This window comes from Methyloparacoccus murrellii (assembly GCF_054657115.1).
Window position 1 is genome coordinate 22,664 of sequence record NZ_BAAHXD010000032.1, and the last position, 17,639, is coordinate 40,302.

Consider the following 17,639-nt stretch of genomic DNA (forward strand, 5'->3'; position numbering starts at 1 on the left):
ACAGACCCCGCGCACCTCATGCCGCGGCGCCCTCCTTTGGGGAGACCGCCGGATAGGGCACGCTCAACCCCCCGAGGCCGCAATATCCGGCCGGATTCTTGGCGAGATACTGCTGGTGATAGCCTTCGGCAAAATAGAACGGCGGCGCCATCGCGATTTCGGTGGTAATTCCTGCCGGGCGCCCGGCCTGCGTCAACGCCGCCTGATAGCGATGCTGGCTTTCCCGGGCCCGCTCCAGCTGGGACGCATCTTCCACATAGATGACGGAGCGGTACTGGGTGCCGATATCGTTCCCCTGCCGCATCCCCTGGGTCGGGTCATGGGACTCCCAGAACACCTTCAGCAAGCTGTCGAAGGCAACCCTTGTGGGCTGATAAACGACTTTCACAACCTCGGCGTGGCCGGTCAAGCCACTGCAAACTTCCTCGTAGGTGGGATTGGGGGTATGACCACCGGCGTACCCCACGGCAGTGACGTAGACGCCCGGAATCGGCCAGAACTTGCGCTCCGCCCCCCAGAAACAGCCAAGGCCGAACACCACGGTCGAAGCATCCGCAGGATAAGGCGGCAGCAGCGGATGGCCATTCACATGATGCGCAGCCGGGATGGCCACGGGTTCCGCCCTCCCGGGCAAGGCCTGGGATGGCTCGGGCAGGGCGAGTTTGCTCTTGTAACCGAACATGGCGATTCCTCCAGGCAATCGGCAACGGCCGACAGCGATACCCTACTATAATCGTTTAGCCTTCCGCAGGACATCCGATCATGAACGAGCAGGACCAGTTTCGACGTTTCTTCTTCGAAAACCTCGGCATCCGTGGCGAAATCATCCACCTCACCGCGACGTTCGAGGCTGTCAGGGGCACAACCGATTATCCGGAGCCTGTCGCGAACCTGCTGGGCCAGGCTCTCGCCGCGGTCGTATTGCTCGGCGGCACCATAAAATTTTAGGGATCGCTGATCCTGCAGATTCAGGGCCCCGGGCCCGTCACCACCCTGGTCGCGCAGACGACCCATCAGCTGGCTGTCCGCGGGCTGGCCCACTGGCGGGGGATTCCCGCCGGCAGCACCCTGGCAAGCAGTTTCGGTGATGGCCGGCTGATTCTGACCATCCAGCAGGACGGCCGCGATCCTTACCAGGGTATCGTCGCGCTGGAGGGCTGCTCACTGGCGCACTCCCTGGAAAATTACTTCCGTCAGTCCGAACAGTTGCCGACCCGCCTGTGGCTGTTTGCGGACGGCCGGCGAGCTGCGGGAATGTTGCTACAGAAACTGCCCGGCGGCGAGTCCCGGGAAGAGGACTGGACGCGCATCAACTGTCTTGCCGACACCCTGACCCGCCAGGAACTGCTGTCCCTGCCAGACGAAGCCTTGCTCTACCGGCTGTTCCATGAAGAGCACGTCCGGCTGCTGGAGCCGGAACCGGTGGTCTTTCGCTGCAGTTGCTCCCGCGCGCGCATCGAGAGCGTTCTGCTGGCGATGGGATCCGGCGAAGCCGGGGCCATCCTGGACACCGAAGGGGAAATCGCCGTTGACTGCGAATTCTGCAACCGCCACTACCGCTTCGATCGCGTGGATGTCAGCGCGCTGTTTCGAAACGCGCCGGCCATAAAACCCATGTCAACCCGGCACTGAGACAAAAAAATCGCGCCGAGGCGCGATTTTTTTGTCAAGCCGAAAACAGCCCTAGAGCCAGTAAACGAAAATGAACAGCCCCAGCCAGACGACATCGACGAAGTGCCAATACCAAGCGGCCGCCTCGAAGGCGAAATGGTTGTGGCTACTGAAGTGACCGCGCAGACTCCGCAACAGCACGACCGTCAGCATGATGGCACCGATGGTGACGTGCAGGCCATGGAAGCCGGTCAGCATGAAGAAGGTGGAGCCATAAATGCCGGTGCCCAAGGTCAGGCCCATCTCGGTATAGGCCTCGTGGTACTCCACGCCCTGCAGGAACACGAACAGGAAGCCCAGCGCGACGGTCAGCGCCAGGCCGATGATCAGCTGGCGACGGTTGTCCTTGAGCAGCCCCCAGTGCGCCCAGGTCACGGTGGCGCCGCTGGTGAGCAGGATCAGGGTATTGATGGCGGGGATACCCCAGGCCGCCATCGGCTCGAACTCGCCGCCCTCCTTGCCACCCAGACGCTCCGGGCCGTTGGTCGGCCAGACATTCTGGAAGGTATCCCAGAGATACTGATGCGTGGCCATGCCAAGGTTGGCCCCCTCGCCCGCCATCCACGGCAATGCGTAGACGCGACTGTAGAACAGGGCGCCGAAGAAGGCGGCGAAAAAGAAGACTTCCGAGGTGATGAACCAGATCATCCCCATCCGGAAGGAAACGTCCACCTGATGGTTGTACATGCCGGCGACGCTCTCACGTATCACCGAGCCGAACCAGATGAACATCATGTAGGCAACGATACCGCCGCCCGCCCACATCATCATCGGCCCCAGATCGGAACCGTTGAGGTAGTTCGAGAAGCCGGCCAGCAAAACAAACAGGCCAATGGACCCGAGAATGGGCTGCGTCGCCTTGTGTGGTAGATAGTAGGAACCGTGTAAAGCCATGATGATTTCCCCTGCTCGTCTCTAGTTCTTCGTGGGCGGTGATTGGGATTCGGTAATATCGAAAAAGGTGTAGGACAAGGACAGATCGGCCACCGACTCCGGCAACTCCGGATCAATGACGAATCTCACCGGCATCGCCCGCTCCTCATGCGGCTCGAAAACCTGCTCGCTGAAACAGAAACACTCCGATTTCTTCAGAAACCGGGTAGCCCAGCCTGGCGCGATGCTGGGGATGGCCCGGCCCACCAGTCGCCTGCCGGACTCGTTGATTCCGTAGAACCTGACCGTCTGATATTCCCCGGGATGAACCTTGAGCTTGGTGGTCTCCGCACGGAACTTGAGCGGCATGCTGCCATTCACGGTCGTGACGAACTCGACCGTCACCCACCGTGAGGTGTCGACCTTGCCCGCCGCCTCAGCCTGCGCCTCGGTCTTCACCTTGCCGTTCAGACCCGTCAGCTCGCAAAAGACATCGTACAGCGGCACCAGCGCAAAGCCGAAGCCGAACATGGCGATCACGACCAGCACCACTGGCCAGATCACCCGTCCATGCCTGGGTCTCTTCCGGTCCGGGATCACGGCGCAGCCCCTGCTTCCGTCATCACGCGGTAGATCGCATAGACATACAGCCCTATGGCAACGATGCCGATGAGCACAGCGAGTACTATGTTTTTCTTACGACGGTCCATCGTGAGGTGATCCCGGGAAAGGGGCCGCCCGGTGGTTCAGGCAGCCCGCAAACGCAGAACCGATGCTCTAGCGAATATCCGGTGCCGTCTCCCAGGTATGGTAGGGCGCGGGCGAGGGCAGATTCCACTCCAGCCCATGTTCCCGGGCATCCTCCCACACCTCGTTGGTCACAGGCTCGCCTACACCACGGATGCTCTTGATGACGACATAGCACAGGATCAACTGGGAGAACCCGAACACGAAGGCGCCAACACTGGACCAGGCATTGAACTCGGCAAACTGCAGGGCATAGTCGGGAATCCGCCGCGGCATGCCGGCCAGGCCCAGGAAGTGCTGCGGGAAGAAGCAGACGTTGACGGAAATGGTCGTCAGCCAGAAGTGCAGCTTAGCCAAGCGCTCGTCGTACATGACGCCCGTCCACTTGGGCAGCCAGTAGTAGACAGCGGCAATGATGGCAAAGACAGCCCCGGACACCAGCACATAGTGGAAGTGCGCGACGATGAAGTAGGTATCATGGTACTGCAGGTCGGCCGGCGAGATCGCCATCATCAGGCCGGTGAAGCCACCCATGGTGAACAGCACGACGAAGGCGATGGCCCACAGCATTGGCGCCTCGAAGGTCATCGCGCCCTGCCACATGGTCGAAAGCCAATTGAAGACCTTCACACCGGTCGGTACGGCGATCAGCATGGTGGCATAGGTGAAATACAGCTCGCCCTCGACCGGCATGCCGACCGTGTACTGGTGGTGAGCCCAGACGATGAACGACAGGAAACCGATCGACGCCGTCGCGTAGACCATCGAGCTATAGCCAAACAGCGGCTTGCGGGCAAAGGTCGGGATGATCTGGGAAATGATGCCGAACGACGGCAGGATCAGCACGTAGACCTCGGGATGGCCGAAGAACCAGAATAGATGCTGGTACAGCACCGGGTCACCGCCACCCGCCGCATTGAAGAAACTGGTGCCGAAGAATTTGTCGGTCAGCAGCATGGTCACGGCACCGGCGAAGACCGGCATGATGGCAACCAGCAGGAATGCCGTGATCAGCCAGGTCCACACGAACAAGGGCATCTTCATCAGCGTCATGCCCGGTGCGCGCATGTTGAGGATGGTGACGATGATGTTGATGGCCGCCAGGATCGACGAGATGCCGAGAATGTGGATTGTGAAGATCGTGAACGGGAAGGCCGCGCCGGTCTGCAGGACCAGCGGCGGATACAGGGTCCAGCCAGCGGCGGCGGCACCACCCTCCATGAACAGCGTGCTGACCAGCATGAGCGCCGCGAACGGCAGCAGCCAGAAGCTCCAGTTGTTCAGGCGCGGCAGGGCCATGTCAGGGGCCCCGATCATCATCGGGATCATCCAGTTGGCGAGACCGGCGAAGGCCGGCATCACGGCGCCGAAGACCATGATCAGCGCATGCAGGGTGGTCATCGAGTTGAAGAACTGGGGATCGACGAACTGCATGCCCGGCTCGAACAGCTCGGCCCTGATGACCAGCGCCATGGCACCGCCAACCATGAACATGACCAGCGACGTGATCAGGTAAAGCGTGCCGATATCCTTGTGATTGGTGGTCGTCACCCATCGCATCAGGCCCTTGCCGGGGCCATGGTCGTGGTGATCGTCATGAATTGCCGTGACGGACATAGGATTCACCTCTTCGGGAATGGGTTCGGATTAGGGACGCGCCGCGACATCGCCGGCGGTGACAACATCGCCCGTGCTGTTGCCCAGTGCGTTGCGCTGATAGGTAATGACTGCCGCGATCTCCTCGGGTTTCAGGATATTGCGGAAAGAAGCCATGAGCGGAGGCTTGCCGTTCAACACCAGGTCGACATGGGCTTCGACGGGCCCACTGGCCACGGCGCTACCCTTGATGGCCGGGAACAGGCCGGCGATGCCCTCACCGTCCGCCTGATGGCAGCTGAGGCAGTGCGCCTCGTATACGGCCTTGCCAGTTGCCAGCACCGCGCGCTTGTCGTCGGCAAGCGGGGCTTCCGCCGCCGCACTGGCGGCAGGTGCCGACGGCTCGGCTGGCGGGGCCTCCTCGGCTGCCGCCGACTTGATCGGACCCGCATGGCCACGTTTCTGCTCGGCCAGCCACTGCTGATACTCGGCCTCCGGCTTGGCGATCACCACAATCGGCATGAAGCCATGGTCGCGACCGCAGAGTTCGGCGCACTGACCGCGGTAGGTGCCCGGCTTCTCAACCTTGACCCAGCCATCGGTGATGAAGCCGGGAATCGTATCCTTCTTCCAGCCGAGATCCGGCACCCACCAGGAGTGGATGACGTCGCCGCCGGTGAAAAGGAAGCGTATTTTCCTGCCGACCGGGATCACCAGCGGGTGGTCGACCTCGAGCAGGTAATTCTCGACGGATGCCGGGCTGACGCCGGAACCCAGCTGCCGGGCCTGATTGCTCTTGGCGTCCAGGGTGCTGAAGAAGCTGACCCCCTCGTCCAGATACTCGTACTTCCACTTCCACTGGTAACCGGTGACCTTGACGGTCAGATCGGCGCCGGCGGTATCGTAGGTCTTGATCATGACCTTGGTGGCCGGAACAGCCATGCCGAGCAGGATCAGGAAGGGAATCACCGTCCAGACAATTTCCAGCTTGGTGTTCTCGTGGAAAGTTGCCGGCACCACACCCTTGGACTTGCGGTGATGGATCAGCGAATAGACCAGCAGGCCGTAGACCAGAACGCCGATGCCAACACAGATCCAGAAGATCAGCATGTGCAGGTCATGGATGTCTCGGCTGAGTTCTGTCACACCCTCGGTCAGGTTGAGCGTGTAATCGGCACAGGCTTCGCCGACGCCCATGGATCCCGCAACCGCCAGCAAAGTTCTCAAGTTCTTCACGTAACCCTCTCTCAACAATCTAAAGCCAGGATTCATCCGATCGACGCTAGGATCGTAAAATCTGTTGGAGTTCGCGGAACAACGTCATCCGCTCCTCCTCGGGCAGGAAACCGCCGACATCGACCTGCCGGCCATGGGAACGGAACGTCAGCCGGCCGGGATAACCCCTGAACCGCGGCTGGATCCACTCAAGGGTCAGCCAGGCTCGCTGGAACCGGTATACCGTCTCGGGTGCCTCGCGCCCCCGCTCCAGAACCACCTGCGACGCCCCGATCGTCAGGACCTCACGGGTGCGCCCGCCATCGAGACTGGCCCTGAAGGCATAGATCAGCAGCAGCCACTCCAGCCCCGAGAAAGGCAGGACCAACCACAACCCGGCGACCGCAAAACCGGCGCCGATACCGATCACCACCAGGCCAGCGACAGCCAGCACCCAGAAGGCTTCCCGACCGCTCAGCGAGCGGTTGGCGCTCAGCACATAGCGGATGACGCCATCAGCCTCATCCCGCGCGGATTCAACCATGGAAACAACCCGAAAACTGCGCCATGCCAGTGGTGCGACCTACCCTGGACAAATGGCGAAACATCCGAACGCACGCCGCAGATGGCCAAGCTTGGGCTGGATACAAGTTTTGGAATGCTAGCTCAAGGCACCAGCAGGCGCAAGATTTCACCAATTTTCCAGTGGGCATTCTCGGTAGATGTAGTGTGTCCGGATTGCCCCACAAACGGCAACTCGCCCAGCGGCGAGGACGCTAGGCAGTCCGTCAGGGTCGCCAGGACACCGGCGCCATGCGGCAGCTCCGGCTCCAGGTGATTGGCGATCCAGCCGGCTATCCGCGCGCCTGAAGCCAGCAGGGCTGCCTGGGTCAGGCGCGCATGGTTGATACAGCCCAGCCTCAGCCCGACGACCTGTATCACCGGCAGATCCAGGCGGCATGCCAGGCCCGCGACATCGGTCACCTCGTTCAGCGGCACCAGCCAGCCACCCACGCCTTCCACGAGGACGCAGTCGGCCAGCCCCGACAGCCGACCCAGAGCCGCCTCGATCACCCCCGGCTCGACCCGGCAGCCGGCGGCTGCGGCCGCCAGATGGGGCGACACCGGGCCCTCGAAGACGCAGGGGTTGACCCAGTCATAGGGCAGCGGGACTGACGCGGCCCGCAGCAGCGCCAGGGCATCCTCGTTGACCCAGCCACCCGCCCGCCACTCGGCACCCGAGGCCACCGGCTTCATCCCGACCACCCGCAAGCCCTGCGCCTGCAAGAGACGCATCAGCCGGACCGTGACATGCGTCTTGCCGATGCCGGTATCGGTGCCGGTAATGAAGAATCCGCGATGCGTCATGCCGGGATCGCCTCCCTGAGCCAGATACTGCCCGCGATGACCTCGAAGCTCGCGACCACCTCGGCCCTGTCGCCCGCCTGACTTACGGGATAGGCCGCCACCATCCGTGCCAGCGTGGACTTGCCGGTCAGATGCCGCGGCCGATCCGGCGTCAGGTTGCGGGCCCCCAGGCGCTTGAGTTCGCGCATCAGCGACATCACGTCCGGGTAATCCAGACGGCGGCATTCGCCATGCAGGTCGGCGCATGGCCACCCGGCGGCCTCGAGACAGGACGTTACCATTGCGATATCCGCGAACTCGTTGACATGGGTGTGCCCGTCGACCTCGGCCCAGGCTTCACGCAGTTCCCTGAGGGTGCCGGAACCCAGGGTGGAGAACAGCAGCTGCCCACCGGGACGCAGCACCCGGCGGAATTCGGCGAACGTCGTGCGCAGGCAGGAAGACCACTGGATGGCCAGGTTGCAGAACAGGATATCCACGGAAGCCGAGGCCAGCGGCAACGCTTCGGCATCGGCGACAATGCAGGCGCCCGGGAAGCGCTGACGGGCCTGCCGCAGCATGCCTTCGGCGATATCCAGCGCCAGCACCTGCGCCTCCGGAAAGCGGTGCGCCAGGGCAAGGGAGAAGTACCCGGTGCCGGCACCGACATCGAGCACGCGGCGCGGTCGCACCGACGGCGCAAGCTTGGCCAGCAACCCGTTTCCCACCGACCGCTGCAAGCCTGCGACGGCATCGTAGGTCGTGGCCGCCATGCCGAAAGAACGCGCCACCAGCCGCTTGGCCGGACGGTCGAGAGCCCTCATGGCGGCAGCATGTCCAGCGCCTGCCGGCATGCCCCGGGATGCGTCAGGAACGGCAGGTGCGCCGCGGCCGGAATGACCTCGACCCGCGCGCCGGGATTGAGCACCCGCAGGACATCGGCCAGCGCCACCGGCACCAGTCGGTCGCGGCCACCGAGCAGGCTGACCAGCGGCCCGTCAAAGTCGGCCTGAACCCTGCGCAAATCCTCTTCCAGCAACAGCCTCAGCCCACCCTGCAGGGCGCCGGCCTCCGCGTGTGGCCGCGCCGTAAGCTGGGCCTCCAAACGCCTGGCCATCCCCCTCGGGTTATCCATGCCGTGGGTCTGCAGGCCAATGAAACGCCGCAGCGTGGCCAGGATGTCCCCCGCCAGGCTGGCCGCCATCTGCTCCAGCAACTCGCTCGCCACGCCGGGCCAGCCGGGCGCGGCCGTGAAACGCGGCGTGCCGGCCAGCTGAACGAGTCCCCGCACCCGCCCGGGGTGCCGCGCCGCCACCCCCAGTGCGATCAGGGCGCCCAGCGACCAGCCCAGCCAGTATGCCGAAGGCGGCACCACGGCCACGACCGCATCGACCACGGCCGGCAGCGAATAGTCTTCCAGGGGCGCGCTGTAGCCATGCCCCGGCAGGTCGATCACCGTGATCCGCCAGCGCGATGCCAGCAGCTCCAGGAAGTCCTGCCAGATGGCGCCGTGCATGGCCCAGCCGTGCAGCAGCACCAACTCCGGGCCGGAACCGAAGGTGTCGACATGAACGCCATGGGCAAGCCGTTCGCTCACGCCGCACTCCCCTCCATCCGCGGCCCGCGCACCGCTATCGCATCGCCCTGAAAGCAGGTCCCAGGCAGCCGCGCCAGAGCCTCCAGCAAACCGTCGACCTGAACATCGCCATGCGCCGCCGTCAGCGTCACCCGCAAACGGGCCGTCCCCACGGGCACCGTCGGCGGCCGGATGGCGCCGACCCAGAAACCGGCCGCGCGCAGGCGCGCGCTGGCCTCCAGGGCCAGCCGATTGTCACCGACCAGGATGGGCTGAATGGGCGTGGCCGATTCCGCCAGCGGCAGCCCCAGCTGGCGGGCGCCTGCCCGGAAACGGCGAATCCGCTCGTCCAGCAGCGCGCGGCGCCAGCTTTCCCGGCGCGCCAGCGCCAGCGCCGCCAGAGTGGCCGTTGCGACGGCAGGCGGCAGGGCGGTCGTGTAGAGATAGGTTCTCGCCTGCTGGACGAGATATTCGATCAGCTCGCTGGCGCCAGCCACAAAGGCGCCGAAGCTCCCCAGAGCCTTGCCCAGGGTTCCGACCAGGATGGGAACGTCATCCGGCGTTGCGCCAACGGCGTCCAGGAGACCGCCGCCCCGCTCGCCCAGCACGCCCACACCGTGCGCATCGTCGATCATCAGCCAGGCTCCGGTGGCGCGGGCCGCCGTCGCCAGCGCCGCGACCGGGGCGGTATCGCCATCCATGCTGAAGACACCATCGCTGGCGATCAGGGCATGGCCGCCCCCGGCATGCTCCAGGACCGACCGCAGTGCCCCGGCATCGCCGTGCGGGTAACGCCTGAGCCGCGCACCCGACAGACGGGCGCCATCGATCAGGGAGGCATGATTCAGGCGATCCTCGTACACCCGGTCACCGCGCCCGACCAGCGCGGACACGACCCCAAGGTTGGCCATGTAGCCCGTCGAAAACAGCAGCGCCCGCTCGCGTCCGGTGAAATCGGCCAGCGCCTCCTCCAGCGCGTGGTGGGCACGAGAGTGACCGCAGACCAGGTGTGCCGCGCCGGCGCCGACGCCATACTCGGCCGCCCCCCGGCACATGGCCGCCACCACCTCCGGATGATTGGCAAGCCCCAGATAGTCGTTGCTGCAAAAATTGACCAGCCGGCGCCCGCCCACCTGGATTTCGGCGCCCTGCGGCGACTCCAGCGGCTGGCGGCGGCGATAGAGCCCCCGCCGCTCGATTTCGGCCAATCTGTCGCGCAACATGGCGGGGCCGCTCGGAGAACCCGACGACATCTGCTGGATGGCCCCGGCCCCTCAGGCCTGGGCGTAGTAACCCGCCATGCGCAGCCCCAGGCGCCGGAAGAGCTGCCGGTCGCTGTCCGCCACGGGGTTGTCGGTGGTCAGCAGGCGCTCGCCGTAGAAGATGGAGTTGGCACCCGCCAGGAAGCACAGGGCCTGCATCTCGTCGCTCATCCCGGTGCGTCCGGCCGAGAGCCGCACCCGCGAGGCCGGCATCAGGATGCGGGCCACGGCGATCGTGCGGACGAAATCCAGCGGATCGAGCGTGTCCACGCTGGCGAGCGGGGTGCCCTCGACCTGGACCAGCAGGTTGATCGGCACGCTCTCGGGGTGCCGGGGCAGATTGGCCAGCTGCACCAGCAGGGCGGCGCGATCCTCGATCCCCTCGCCCATGCCGACGATGCCGCCACAGCAAACGTTGAGCCCCGCCTCGCGGACCCGCTCCAGCGTCTCCAGCCGGTCCTGGTAGGTGCGGGTCGTGATGATCTCCGAGTAGTAGGCCTCGGAGGTATCCAGGTTGTGGTTGTAATAGTCGAGGCCCGCGGCCTTGAGGCGGTGCGTCTGCGCCTCGGTCAGCATGCCGAGGGTGGCACAGGTCTCCATGCCCAGCGATTTCACCCCCGCGACCATCTCGCACACCCGCTCGACATCGCGGTCGCTGGGACTGCGCCAGGCGGCGCCCATGCAGAAACGCGCCGCGCCCTGCGCCTTGGCCTGCCGCGCCGCCTGCAGCACGTCCGCCACCGTCATCAGGCTGCCCCTGCCGACCCCGGTGTCATAATGGGCGCTCTGCGGACAATAGGCGCAGTCCTCCGAACAGGAGCCGGTCTTGATGCTGAGCAGACTGGAAACCTGCACCTCGTTGGGGTCGAAATGACGCCGGTGAATGCTCTGGGCCTGGAAGACCAGATTGTTGAAGGGCTGCTCGAACAGCGCGCGCGCCTCCGGAACGGTCCAGTCATGGCGCAGCTCGCCGATGAGGGACTGGCGGTTGGCTTCGGGGGCAGCGACGGAAGCAGCTTGGGCGGACATGCAGAAAGGCTCCGGAAATTGGCATCAGGGCAGAACATCGGCCGGCGCACGCCACATCCGTCAACCCGGAATGTGGCTGCCCGTCGACAGCTGGTCGCGAATTATACAGAACCTGCTGTTTCCACCCACCTGCCTGCTCTGCGGCGACCGCGGTCTGGAGCAACTGGATATCTGCCCGGCCTGCCTCGCGGCCCTGCCCTGGCTGACGCCGGCCTGCCCGGTGTGCGGCCTGCCGCAATCCGCGGCGACAACCAGCCCCTGCGGCGCCTGCCAGCGCCGACCGCCTCCCTTTGACCGGCTGCGGGCCGCGCTTCGTTACGAGGAGCCCGTCCGGCATCTGATCCAGGGGCTCAAATTCCGGAACCAGCTGGCCCATGCCCGTCTGCTGGGCGAACTGCTGGCCCTGCGTCTGGGAGAGCTGGCCGAGCCTCCCGAGCGGCTGATACCGGTGCCGCTGCACCGCAGCCGCCTCATCCGGCGCGGCTTCAACCAGGCCGAGGAAATCGCCCACATCGTCTCCGCCAGGAGCGGCATCCCGCTGGACACGCGCTGCGCCCGGCGCGTCCGCGCCACGGACCCGCAAGCGCAACTGCGCGCCGGGGAGCGCCGGCGCAACATCCGTCAGGCCTTTCGGCTTGCGGCACCCCTGTCCTGCCGGCATGTCGCCATCGTTGACGATGTCGTCACCACCGGCGCGACCGTCGGTGAATTCGCCCGCGCGCTGCGCCAGGCGGGCGTCAGCCGGATCGAGGTCTGGAGTTGCGCCCGCGCCCTGCCCCCGGGCTGATGCAAAGCCGGACCGGTCCTGTATATTGTCGACAGGCCAACCCCGGGAGCCACGCCATGCCAATCGTCCGCCCATCTGCCAACCGGCGTCCGGTCGCGCTCTGGTTCGGCACCCTGCTCCTGGGCTTTGCGTCCGCCACGCTCGGCGCCACCGACTACCCCGAGCCACCCGGCCCCTGGGAAGGTTTTCCCAGGAGCCAGCCGACCACGCGCTACGAGGCCGATGTCGGCGCGAAATCCGATTACGCGTTCGGCGTCACCAAGGCCTTCGCGCCGTATCGGGATCCGGACCGCGCCGAGGCCGATACCCTGCCGGATCCGCTCGCGAACCCGGACTTCGACAGTTACAACCTGATCGTCATCGTCAACAAGCGCGACGATCCCTACTGGGGCAGGGCACAAACCCTGCGCCTCTACAAGCGCGATATCGGCCTGCACTACTACTGGCTGATCTCATCCGGCGCCAAGGGCTATGAAACCGCCGCGGGTTATTTCCGGCCGCAGCATTTTTCCTCGCGCCACTGGTCCAGCAAATACGACGCGCCCATGCTGTGGGCAGTGTTCTTCCACGGCGGCATGGCCCTGCATTCCTCGCTGGACCGCGAGTCGCTGCGCGAACTCGGGCACGCGGCGGCGTCGCACGGCTGCGTGCACGTGGAGGATTACCGCGCCGAGGAACTGTTCCATCTGGTCGGCCACAGCGGCTATGGGCCGGTCGATGTCATCGACCGTCACTCGGGCCGGAAGACGGGGCGCAAGGCGCTGTCCTACAAGACCCTGATCATCGTCGGCCCCACCAGTCATTGGGGGCAGAAGCGCGGCGACCATGCCCAGCCCGGCAGGCAGGAGGCCGCGCCGGTCGGCAAGCGGATCCGGCTCAAGGGTGTGCCGCCCGAGCACCGGTAACAAGCCGCCGGTCATGAGCGCGGCCCCACGGCACGGGAATCCCGACGCATGGCTGCCCCCGCCAGGCGGCAGCGTCTGCCATCACGGCGGCGCCCGGCGGCCGCCCGGTCCGCGGATGGTGCCGGTCGCACCCCATCGCGACGGGCAGGCCAGGCCCGCTATGTCCTGAAAACCGCAACCACCGGCGCATGGTCGGAAGGCCGTTCCAGCCGGCGCGGTTCGACGTCGATCCAGCACGACTCGCATCGCTCCGCCAGCACCGGGCTGACCAGGATATGGTCGATGCGCAAGCCCAGGTTGCGGCGAAAGCCGTTCATGCGGTAATCCCACCAGCTGAAGGACTTCTCGGGCTGCTCGAAACGGCGAAAGGCATCGACCAGCCCGAGGTCAAGCCAGGCCTGGAAAGCCTGTCGCTCGGGCGTGCTACAGAGTATCTTTTCCCGCCAGGCCGCGGGATCGTGAACGTCGCGGTCTTCCGGCGCGATATTGAAATCGCCGAGCACCACCAGATTCCGGTAACGCGTGGACTCTTCCGCCAGCCAGTCCCGCATGCGTGCCAACCAGTCCAGCTTGTAGGCGTACTTGTCGGAGCCGACGTCGCTGCCATTCGGCACGTAGAGATCGACGATCCGCGTATCGCTCACGGTAACCGCCAGAATACGGCGCTGGGGATCATCCAGGCCGGGCATGTCCATTACCGGTTCCGACGAGGCCGCCCGGCTGAGCACCGCGACGCCGTTATAGGTCTTCTGCCCGCTATACCGTACCGAGTAACCTGCCGCCTCCAGGTCGGCCAGCGGAAACGTTTGGTCCTCGGTTTTGGTTTCCTGCAAGGCCAGCACATCCGGCGACTCGCGCGCCAGCCAGTCCAGCACCTGCGGCAAGCGCACCTTCAGCGAGTTGACATTCCAGGTAGCAATTTTCATCGGCAATACAATCCCTTGACGTATATGAAGAAGGCAACCCGGTGGCCAGCCGTCGTCAGGACCCGGCATTCGTATCGGGCGCACCACGAGGATGAACGCCCGCCCGCCGGCGACGTGCTCATATCGGGTCGCCGGTAGCCTATCGCTTTCGCCGGTATCACGCACCCCGCCCCGCGCGACTGCAAACCGGGCGGTCGGCTATACTCGGCGCGGCGGGCAAGCTGCCTGCCCGATGAAGGCAGGTGATCGATTTCGTGGCCCGGAACCCACGGCGGGGAACTCACCACGCGATTGCCGCGACCGAGGCATTGATTGCCAGAGATTGGAAACATCACCGGAAACCCCGGCGCCAGTTCTCGGCATGGGCGCGCCATCACTGGCAATCGTACCGCCGTCGACCAGATGCCTCGGGCAAGACGGGCAACGGCGACCTGATGGCAAACAGCGCAGACCACCCCCGCCCACAACCGGTTCGCGGGGCATCCGGAAAGCCTCACGCCGACACGACCGACAGGGGACGCTTCGTGACGTCCCGCCCACCTGGAGATATCTGATGAGTGAAGAAACCGACCACCTGCTCCCGCAAAACGGCATGACTCGGCGAGATATCCTGGGTCTGGCCGGCGGATTCGGGACCGCCCTGCTGGGCGGCGGCGTGCTGGCAAGCCTGTCCCGGACAGCCCAGGCCGATTCACCGGGCAGCAGCAAAGCTCCGGTAGCTCCACCCGATCTGTCGGGCAAGGATGGGATTCCGGTGGTGGACGCCTCCAGATTGCGGCTCTGCAAGGAGGATCTTGGCAACTACATCTACCTGGCGCCCGAAAAACTGGGCGGCGGCAGCCATGCGGTCGATCTGGGCAGTGGCAAAACCCTGGCCTGGATATCCTACTGGAACTACGGCGACACCTGCCCGATCTCCCACCATCTGGCCGCCTACCCATCGCCCGATCCATACCAGGGGTTCGAGTTCGTCAACTCCACACAGGGCGGCGACAACGTCATGATTTACGGCCTCGACACCAGGATCAAGGAACGCGGCCTGCTTGACCGCTTTGGACAGGGCAATCATCTCTACCGGGTCCATTTCGACGGGCAGTCGATGAATCTGGTCGAGGACATCGCCGAATCCACCGGCATCGGTCTCGGCGTCCATATCACCGTCTACCCCGACGCTACCGGTTTTGCCTCCGCCGATGGCCAGAAAGACATCGGCGCATTCTTCGATCGTCCGCCGCTGAACCGGAAAACCAGCGTCATCCAGGCCTTTCGCGCCGACTGGATCGGCAAGGTCAGGGAGGGCACCCTAGAGGAAAACTGGACCAAGGGCGGCACCCTGCGCCTCACGCGCCTGGTCAAGCCCAAGGAAACCGGCAAATTCGACCTGGAAGGCACGCGCGGCAACAAGATCGACTGGGAAATGGTGCCGATGGCCGAGAACCTGGTCGAAAAGGGCGAACTGCCCGGCGCCGATCCGCGCAGCCTCACCGGCCTGGACGCCGTGGTGCATCATCCCGGCAACCGCTACTCCGCCCTGGTCATCCGCATGCTGTCCTCGTCGATCATCATCGACCGCACCACATGGGAGCCGGTTTGCGTACTGCACAACCCGGAAGGCTCGCCGGGCATACTGAAGATCACCCGGGTCTCCTCCAGCCCGGATGTCTGGGAGTGTCATTTCGATGACGTCAAGTGCGTCGGCCATGAAGCGGGATTCTCCCCCGATGGCAGGCACTACACCATGATGAACAACATCCAGCAGAACAACATGGCGGTGTTCGACACCTCCGATCCGGATCCGCTGAACTGGAAGAAAGTCACCTATGTGAAGGACCCAGCCTGGGTGGGCGAATTCCCCAGCCCGTTCCACCTCTGTTTCTCGGTCGACGGCAGCAAGATGTTCGTCTCGGTGCTGTATCCGAGACCCCACGACAGTGCCTGCGTGGTGGTCGACACCCGGACCTGGAAGATCATCAAGAAATTCGTCAACATCGGACCGGATTGCCAGACCATGTCGGTCAGTTATGACGGCAAATACGTGTTCCAGATCTTCAGCGGGTTCCAGCGGCTGTCCGCCGGCGTATTCATCTTCCGCCAGGATACGCTGGAACCCTTGGGATTCCTGCCCAATTTCGGCGGCCATCACGACTGTGTGGTCATCCCCCGCACAAACGAGGACCTGAAAAACAGCCGCTGCACGACACTGTAACGGCTCGGGCCTGTACCACCGGATTCGAGGCCGGCAAATATGGCATTCCTCACCGCACTAGCCGGCGGCAGGCCCTTTTCAGCGCGTGAATCAATACGCAAGATCCGCCATGGGCGCCGAGCAGTGCTCTGCCCAGCAATGATGGTCATGCTCAGCAACCGCAAAACCGCTCAATCATGCCAAGAATATCATCATGATCGAAAGGCTTGGCGACAAAGCTTCTAATCATGCCTGTCATCAGAGCCTCCCGAATGAGCGGATCATCGCAATAATGATATCCCGTGACCATCACAACGGGAGGGTAATAATATCCGCCCGACCGTAGCCGCTTGACCACGTCGAGACCATCCAGATCCGGCAGTTTGGCGTCCAGAAACACAAGGTCGAATGCCTCCGAGAGGATGGCGGCAATAGCATCCTCACCGCGGTGAACGACACGACTGTCCAACCCCCTCGATACCACCAACCATCCCAAGGCCCAGCACAAGTCAGGGTCATCGTCGACTATCAGAATACGCCCACCCAACCTGTCCATCATATTATCGGCAGACGCACCCTGATTTTTGTGCCCTTGCCAATCGCGCTCTCGGCCTCTATGGTGCCGAGGTGCTGCTGAATGATCGCATGGGATATCGAAAGCCCCAGACCTGTCCCCTTCACTTTCGGATTCAGCGATATAAAGGGATCAAATATGCGATCAAGATCCTCTGGCGATATCCCTATCCCCGTATCCTCTATCGCGACCTCAACCCAATTGACCGTGGACCACTGGCGGACGATCATCGCGCCACCATCACCCATCGCATTGATGGCATTCAGCATGATGTTCATGAAAACCTGCTGCAAGAGTCCAGCCACGCCACGGATGGTTACATGGACGTCCTTGAAGTCTTTTTTGACTTGAATCTTCTGGACCAGCGCCTGATGCGACACCAATTCGATGGTATCCCGAAGCACAGCCAGCAGGTCCGTCTCGACCATTTCGTTTGACTGGGATGGGCGAGCAAACCGCAATAGGTTTTCAATAATATCGGATGCTTTCTTTATACCCGCCTGGATCTTCAAAGAGCATTGCTTCCTGAGTTCCGGAGAGAGGCTGTCGTCCACCAGGAACTGCGCTGCGGAATAGCATATTGCGAGTGGGTTCCTTATCTCATGGGCAATCCCTCCAGCCATGACGCCGAGGGCTGCAAGCTTTTGCGACTGAAGAAGCAGCCTCTCAAGCTTTCTTGGCTCCGTCAGACCCCGCCCGACAACCACGAATCCCGTTGTCTGGTTATAATCATCAATCATTGGTGAGAACACCCACGAGACGAGAGCCTTATCGCCGGATGATGTATAGAACTCCGCTTCCTGCGTCTTGGAGTCCCCCATCATGACAACCTGCCCGAACACCCGCTTGACCGTCCGCTGATATTCTTCAGTAAAGTACTTGCAAAAAGGCTCGCCAGTCACCTCGGCCGCCGAAAGGCCGGAAAACCTCTCGGCAGCAGCATTCC

The 17,639-nt window shown here is 63.8% G+C and carries 17 protein-coding genes and 1 pseudogene; 4 read left to right on the plus strand and 14 right to left on the minus strand.

Annotated elements, in window-relative coordinates; translation table 11 throughout:
* Positions 1 to 16: 16 nt before the first annotated feature.
* Positions 17 to 682 carry a peptide-methionine (S)-S-oxide reductase MsrA gene (gene msrA, locus ACYQ1H_RS10235; RefSeq protein ID WP_460027954.1) on the minus strand — a complete coding sequence of 222 codons (666 nt, stop codon included), beginning with the start codon at positions 680 to 682 and terminating at the stop codon, positions 17 to 19.
* Between the two features lie 80 nt (positions 683 to 762).
* Here msrA and hslO point away from each other — a divergent pair.
* A pseudogene (gene hslO, locus ACYQ1H_RS10240) lies at positions 763 to 1,632 on the plus strand (Hsp33 family molecular chaperone HslO).
* A 51-nt stretch (positions 1,633 to 1,683) separates the two neighbouring features.
* On the opposite strand, the gene ACYQ1H_RS10245 reads toward hslO, so the two are convergent.
* The 10 genes from ACYQ1H_RS10245 to bioB form a co-directional block, all read right to left on the minus strand.
* Positions 1,684 to 2,565 carry a cytochrome c oxidase subunit 3 gene (locus ACYQ1H_RS10245; RefSeq protein ID WP_460027955.1) on the minus strand — a complete coding sequence of 294 codons (882 nt, stop codon included), beginning with the start codon at positions 2,563 to 2,565 and terminating at the stop codon, positions 1,684 to 1,686.
* Between the two features lie 21 nt (positions 2,566 to 2,586).
* On the minus strand, positions 2,587 to 3,144 hold the full coding sequence (locus tag ACYQ1H_RS10250; protein WP_460027956.1) for a cytochrome c oxidase assembly protein: 558 nt from the start codon (positions 3,142 to 3,144) through the stop codon (positions 2,587 to 2,589).
* Between the two features lie 177 nt (positions 3,145 to 3,321).
* On the minus strand, positions 3,322 to 4,908 hold the full coding sequence (gene ctaD, locus ACYQ1H_RS10255; RefSeq protein ID WP_460027957.1) for a cytochrome c oxidase subunit I: 1,587 nt from the start codon (positions 4,906 to 4,908) through the stop codon (positions 3,322 to 3,324).
* A 30-nt stretch (positions 4,909 to 4,938) separates the two neighbouring features.
* Positions 4,939 to 6,123, minus strand: coding sequence for a cytochrome c oxidase subunit II (gene coxB, locus ACYQ1H_RS10260; protein WP_460027958.1), 1,185 nt, complete (start codon positions 6,121 to 6,123; stop codon positions 4,939 to 4,941).
* A gap of 46 nt (positions 6,124 to 6,169) precedes the next feature.
* A complete protein-coding gene (locus ACYQ1H_RS10265; protein ID WP_460027959.1) occupies positions 6,170 to 6,646 on the minus strand; it encodes a DUF2244 domain-containing protein in 477 nt (158 codons plus the stop codon).
* Between the two features lie 122 nt (positions 6,647 to 6,768).
* A complete protein-coding gene (gene bioD / locus ACYQ1H_RS10270) occupies positions 6,769 to 7,470 on the minus strand; it encodes a dethiobiotin synthase (RefSeq protein ID WP_460027960.1) in 702 nt (233 codons plus the stop codon).
* Positions 7,467 to 8,273 (minus strand): malonyl-ACP O-methyltransferase BioC, encoded by an 807-nt coding sequence (gene bioC, locus ACYQ1H_RS10275; protein ID WP_460027961.1) that lies wholly within the window; start codon positions 8,271 to 8,273, stop codon positions 7,467 to 7,469. Before bioC ends, bioD begins: the two co-directional genes overlap by 4 nt.
* Positions 8,270 to 9,046 carry a pimeloyl-ACP methyl ester esterase BioH gene (bioH, locus tag ACYQ1H_RS10280; RefSeq protein ID WP_460027962.1) on the minus strand — a complete coding sequence of 259 codons (777 nt, stop codon included), beginning with the start codon at positions 9,044 to 9,046 and terminating at the stop codon, positions 8,270 to 8,272. The genes bioC and bioH overlap by 4 nt, the downstream gene beginning before the upstream one ends.
* Entirely contained in the window at positions 9,043 to 10,248 is a 1,206-nt protein-coding gene (bioF, locus tag ACYQ1H_RS10285) for an 8-amino-7-oxononanoate synthase (RefSeq protein WP_460027963.1), read from the minus strand. Before bioF ends, bioH begins: the two co-directional genes overlap by 4 nt.
* 51 nt (positions 10,249 to 10,299) lie before the next feature.
* The gene (bioB, locus tag ACYQ1H_RS10290; protein WP_460027964.1) at positions 10,300 to 11,316 is read right to left on the minus strand and encodes a biotin synthase BioB; all 1,017 of its coding nucleotides are present in this window, start codon (positions 11,314 to 11,316) and stop codon (positions 10,300 to 10,302) included.
* 70 nt (positions 11,317 to 11,386) lie between these two features.
* On the opposite strand from bioB, the gene ACYQ1H_RS10295 reads away from it, so the two are divergent.
* Positions 11,387 to 12,103 (plus strand): ComF family protein, encoded by a 717-nt coding sequence (locus ACYQ1H_RS10295; RefSeq protein ID WP_460027965.1) that lies wholly within the window; start codon positions 11,387 to 11,389, stop codon positions 12,101 to 12,103.
* Between the two features lie 56 nt (positions 12,104 to 12,159).
* On the plus strand, positions 12,160 to 13,008 hold the full coding sequence (locus ACYQ1H_RS10300) for a L,D-transpeptidase (protein ID WP_460027966.1): 849 nt from the start codon (positions 12,160 to 12,162) through the stop codon (positions 13,006 to 13,008).
* A gap of 158 nt (positions 13,009 to 13,166) precedes the next feature.
* Here the strand turns inward: ACYQ1H_RS10300 and xth are convergent, their stop codons facing one another.
* Positions 13,167 to 13,934 carry an exodeoxyribonuclease III gene (gene xth, locus ACYQ1H_RS10305; protein WP_460027967.1) on the minus strand — a complete coding sequence of 256 codons (768 nt, stop codon included), beginning with the start codon at positions 13,932 to 13,934 and terminating at the stop codon, positions 13,167 to 13,169.
* 553 nt (positions 13,935 to 14,487) lie between these two features.
* Between xth and ACYQ1H_RS10310 the strand changes: the two genes are divergently transcribed.
* Positions 14,488 to 16,140: a YncE family protein gene (locus ACYQ1H_RS10310; RefSeq protein ID WP_460027968.1), complete on the plus strand. Its 1,653-nt coding sequence runs from the start codon at positions 14,488 to 14,490 to the stop codon at positions 16,138 to 16,140.
* Between the two features lie 151 nt (positions 16,141 to 16,291).
* Here the strand turns inward: ACYQ1H_RS10310 and ACYQ1H_RS10315 are convergent, their stop codons facing one another.
* Both ACYQ1H_RS10315 and ACYQ1H_RS10320 read right to left on the minus strand, forming a co-directional pair.
* The gene (locus tag ACYQ1H_RS10315) at positions 16,292 to 16,678 is read right to left on the minus strand and encodes a response regulator (RefSeq protein ID WP_460027969.1); all 387 of its coding nucleotides are present in this window, start codon (positions 16,676 to 16,678) and stop codon (positions 16,292 to 16,294) included.
* Positions 16,675 to 17,639 (minus strand): two-component system sensor histidine kinase NtrB (locus ACYQ1H_RS10320; protein ID WP_460027970.1); only part of this gene is annotated, 965 nt, incomplete at its 5' end. The genes ACYQ1H_RS10320 and ACYQ1H_RS10315, both read right to left, overlap by 4 nt.

Bases quoted from the DNA above. Each gene is read 5' to 3' on its own strand.
- ctaD (WP_460027957.1), bottom strand. From the start codon at position 4,908: ATGTCCGTCACGGCAATTCATGACGATCACCACGACCATGGCCCCGGC.
- ACYQ1H_RS10295 (WP_460027965.1), top strand. From the start codon at position 11,387: ATGTGGCTGCCCGTCGACAGCTGGTCGCGAATTATACAGAACCTGCTG.
- ACYQ1H_RS10310 (WP_460027968.1), top strand. From the start codon at position 14,488: ATGAGTGAAGAAACCGACCACCTGCTCCCGCAAAACGGCATGACTCGG.
- bioC (WP_460027961.1), bottom strand. From the start codon at position 8,273: ATGAGGGCTCTCGACCGTCCGGCCAAGCGGCTGGTGGCGCGTTCTTTC.
- bioF (WP_460027963.1), bottom strand. From the start codon at position 10,248: ATGTTGCGCGACAGATTGGCCGAAATCGAGCGGCGGGGGCTCTATCGC.
- ACYQ1H_RS10265 (WP_460027959.1), bottom strand. From the start codon at position 6,646: ATGGTTGAATCCGCGCGGGATGAGGCTGATGGCGTCATCCGCTATGTG.
- bioB (WP_460027964.1), bottom strand. From the start codon at position 11,316: ATGTCCGCCCAAGCTGCTTCCGTCGCTGCCCCCGAAGCCAACCGCCAG.
- ACYQ1H_RS10245 (WP_460027955.1), bottom strand. From the start codon at position 2,565: ATGGCTTTACACGGTTCCTACTATCTACCACACAAGGCGACGCAGCCC.
- xth (WP_460027967.1), bottom strand. From the start codon at position 13,934: ATGAAAATTGCTACCTGGAATGTCAACTCGCTGAAGGTGCGCTTGCCG.
- ACYQ1H_RS10300 (WP_460027966.1), top strand. From the start codon at position 12,160: ATGCCAATCGTCCGCCCATCTGCCAACCGGCGTCCGGTCGCGCTCTGG.
- bioD (WP_460027960.1), bottom strand. From the start codon at position 7,470: ATGACGCATCGCGGATTCTTCATTACCGGCACCGATACCGGCATCGGC.
- ACYQ1H_RS10315 (WP_460027969.1), bottom strand. From the start codon at position 16,678: ATGATGGACAGGTTGGGTGGGCGTATTCTGATAGTCGACGATGACCCT.
- msrA (WP_460027954.1), bottom strand. From the start codon at position 682: ATGTTCGGTTACAAGAGCAAACTCGCCCTGCCCGAGCCATCCCAGGCC.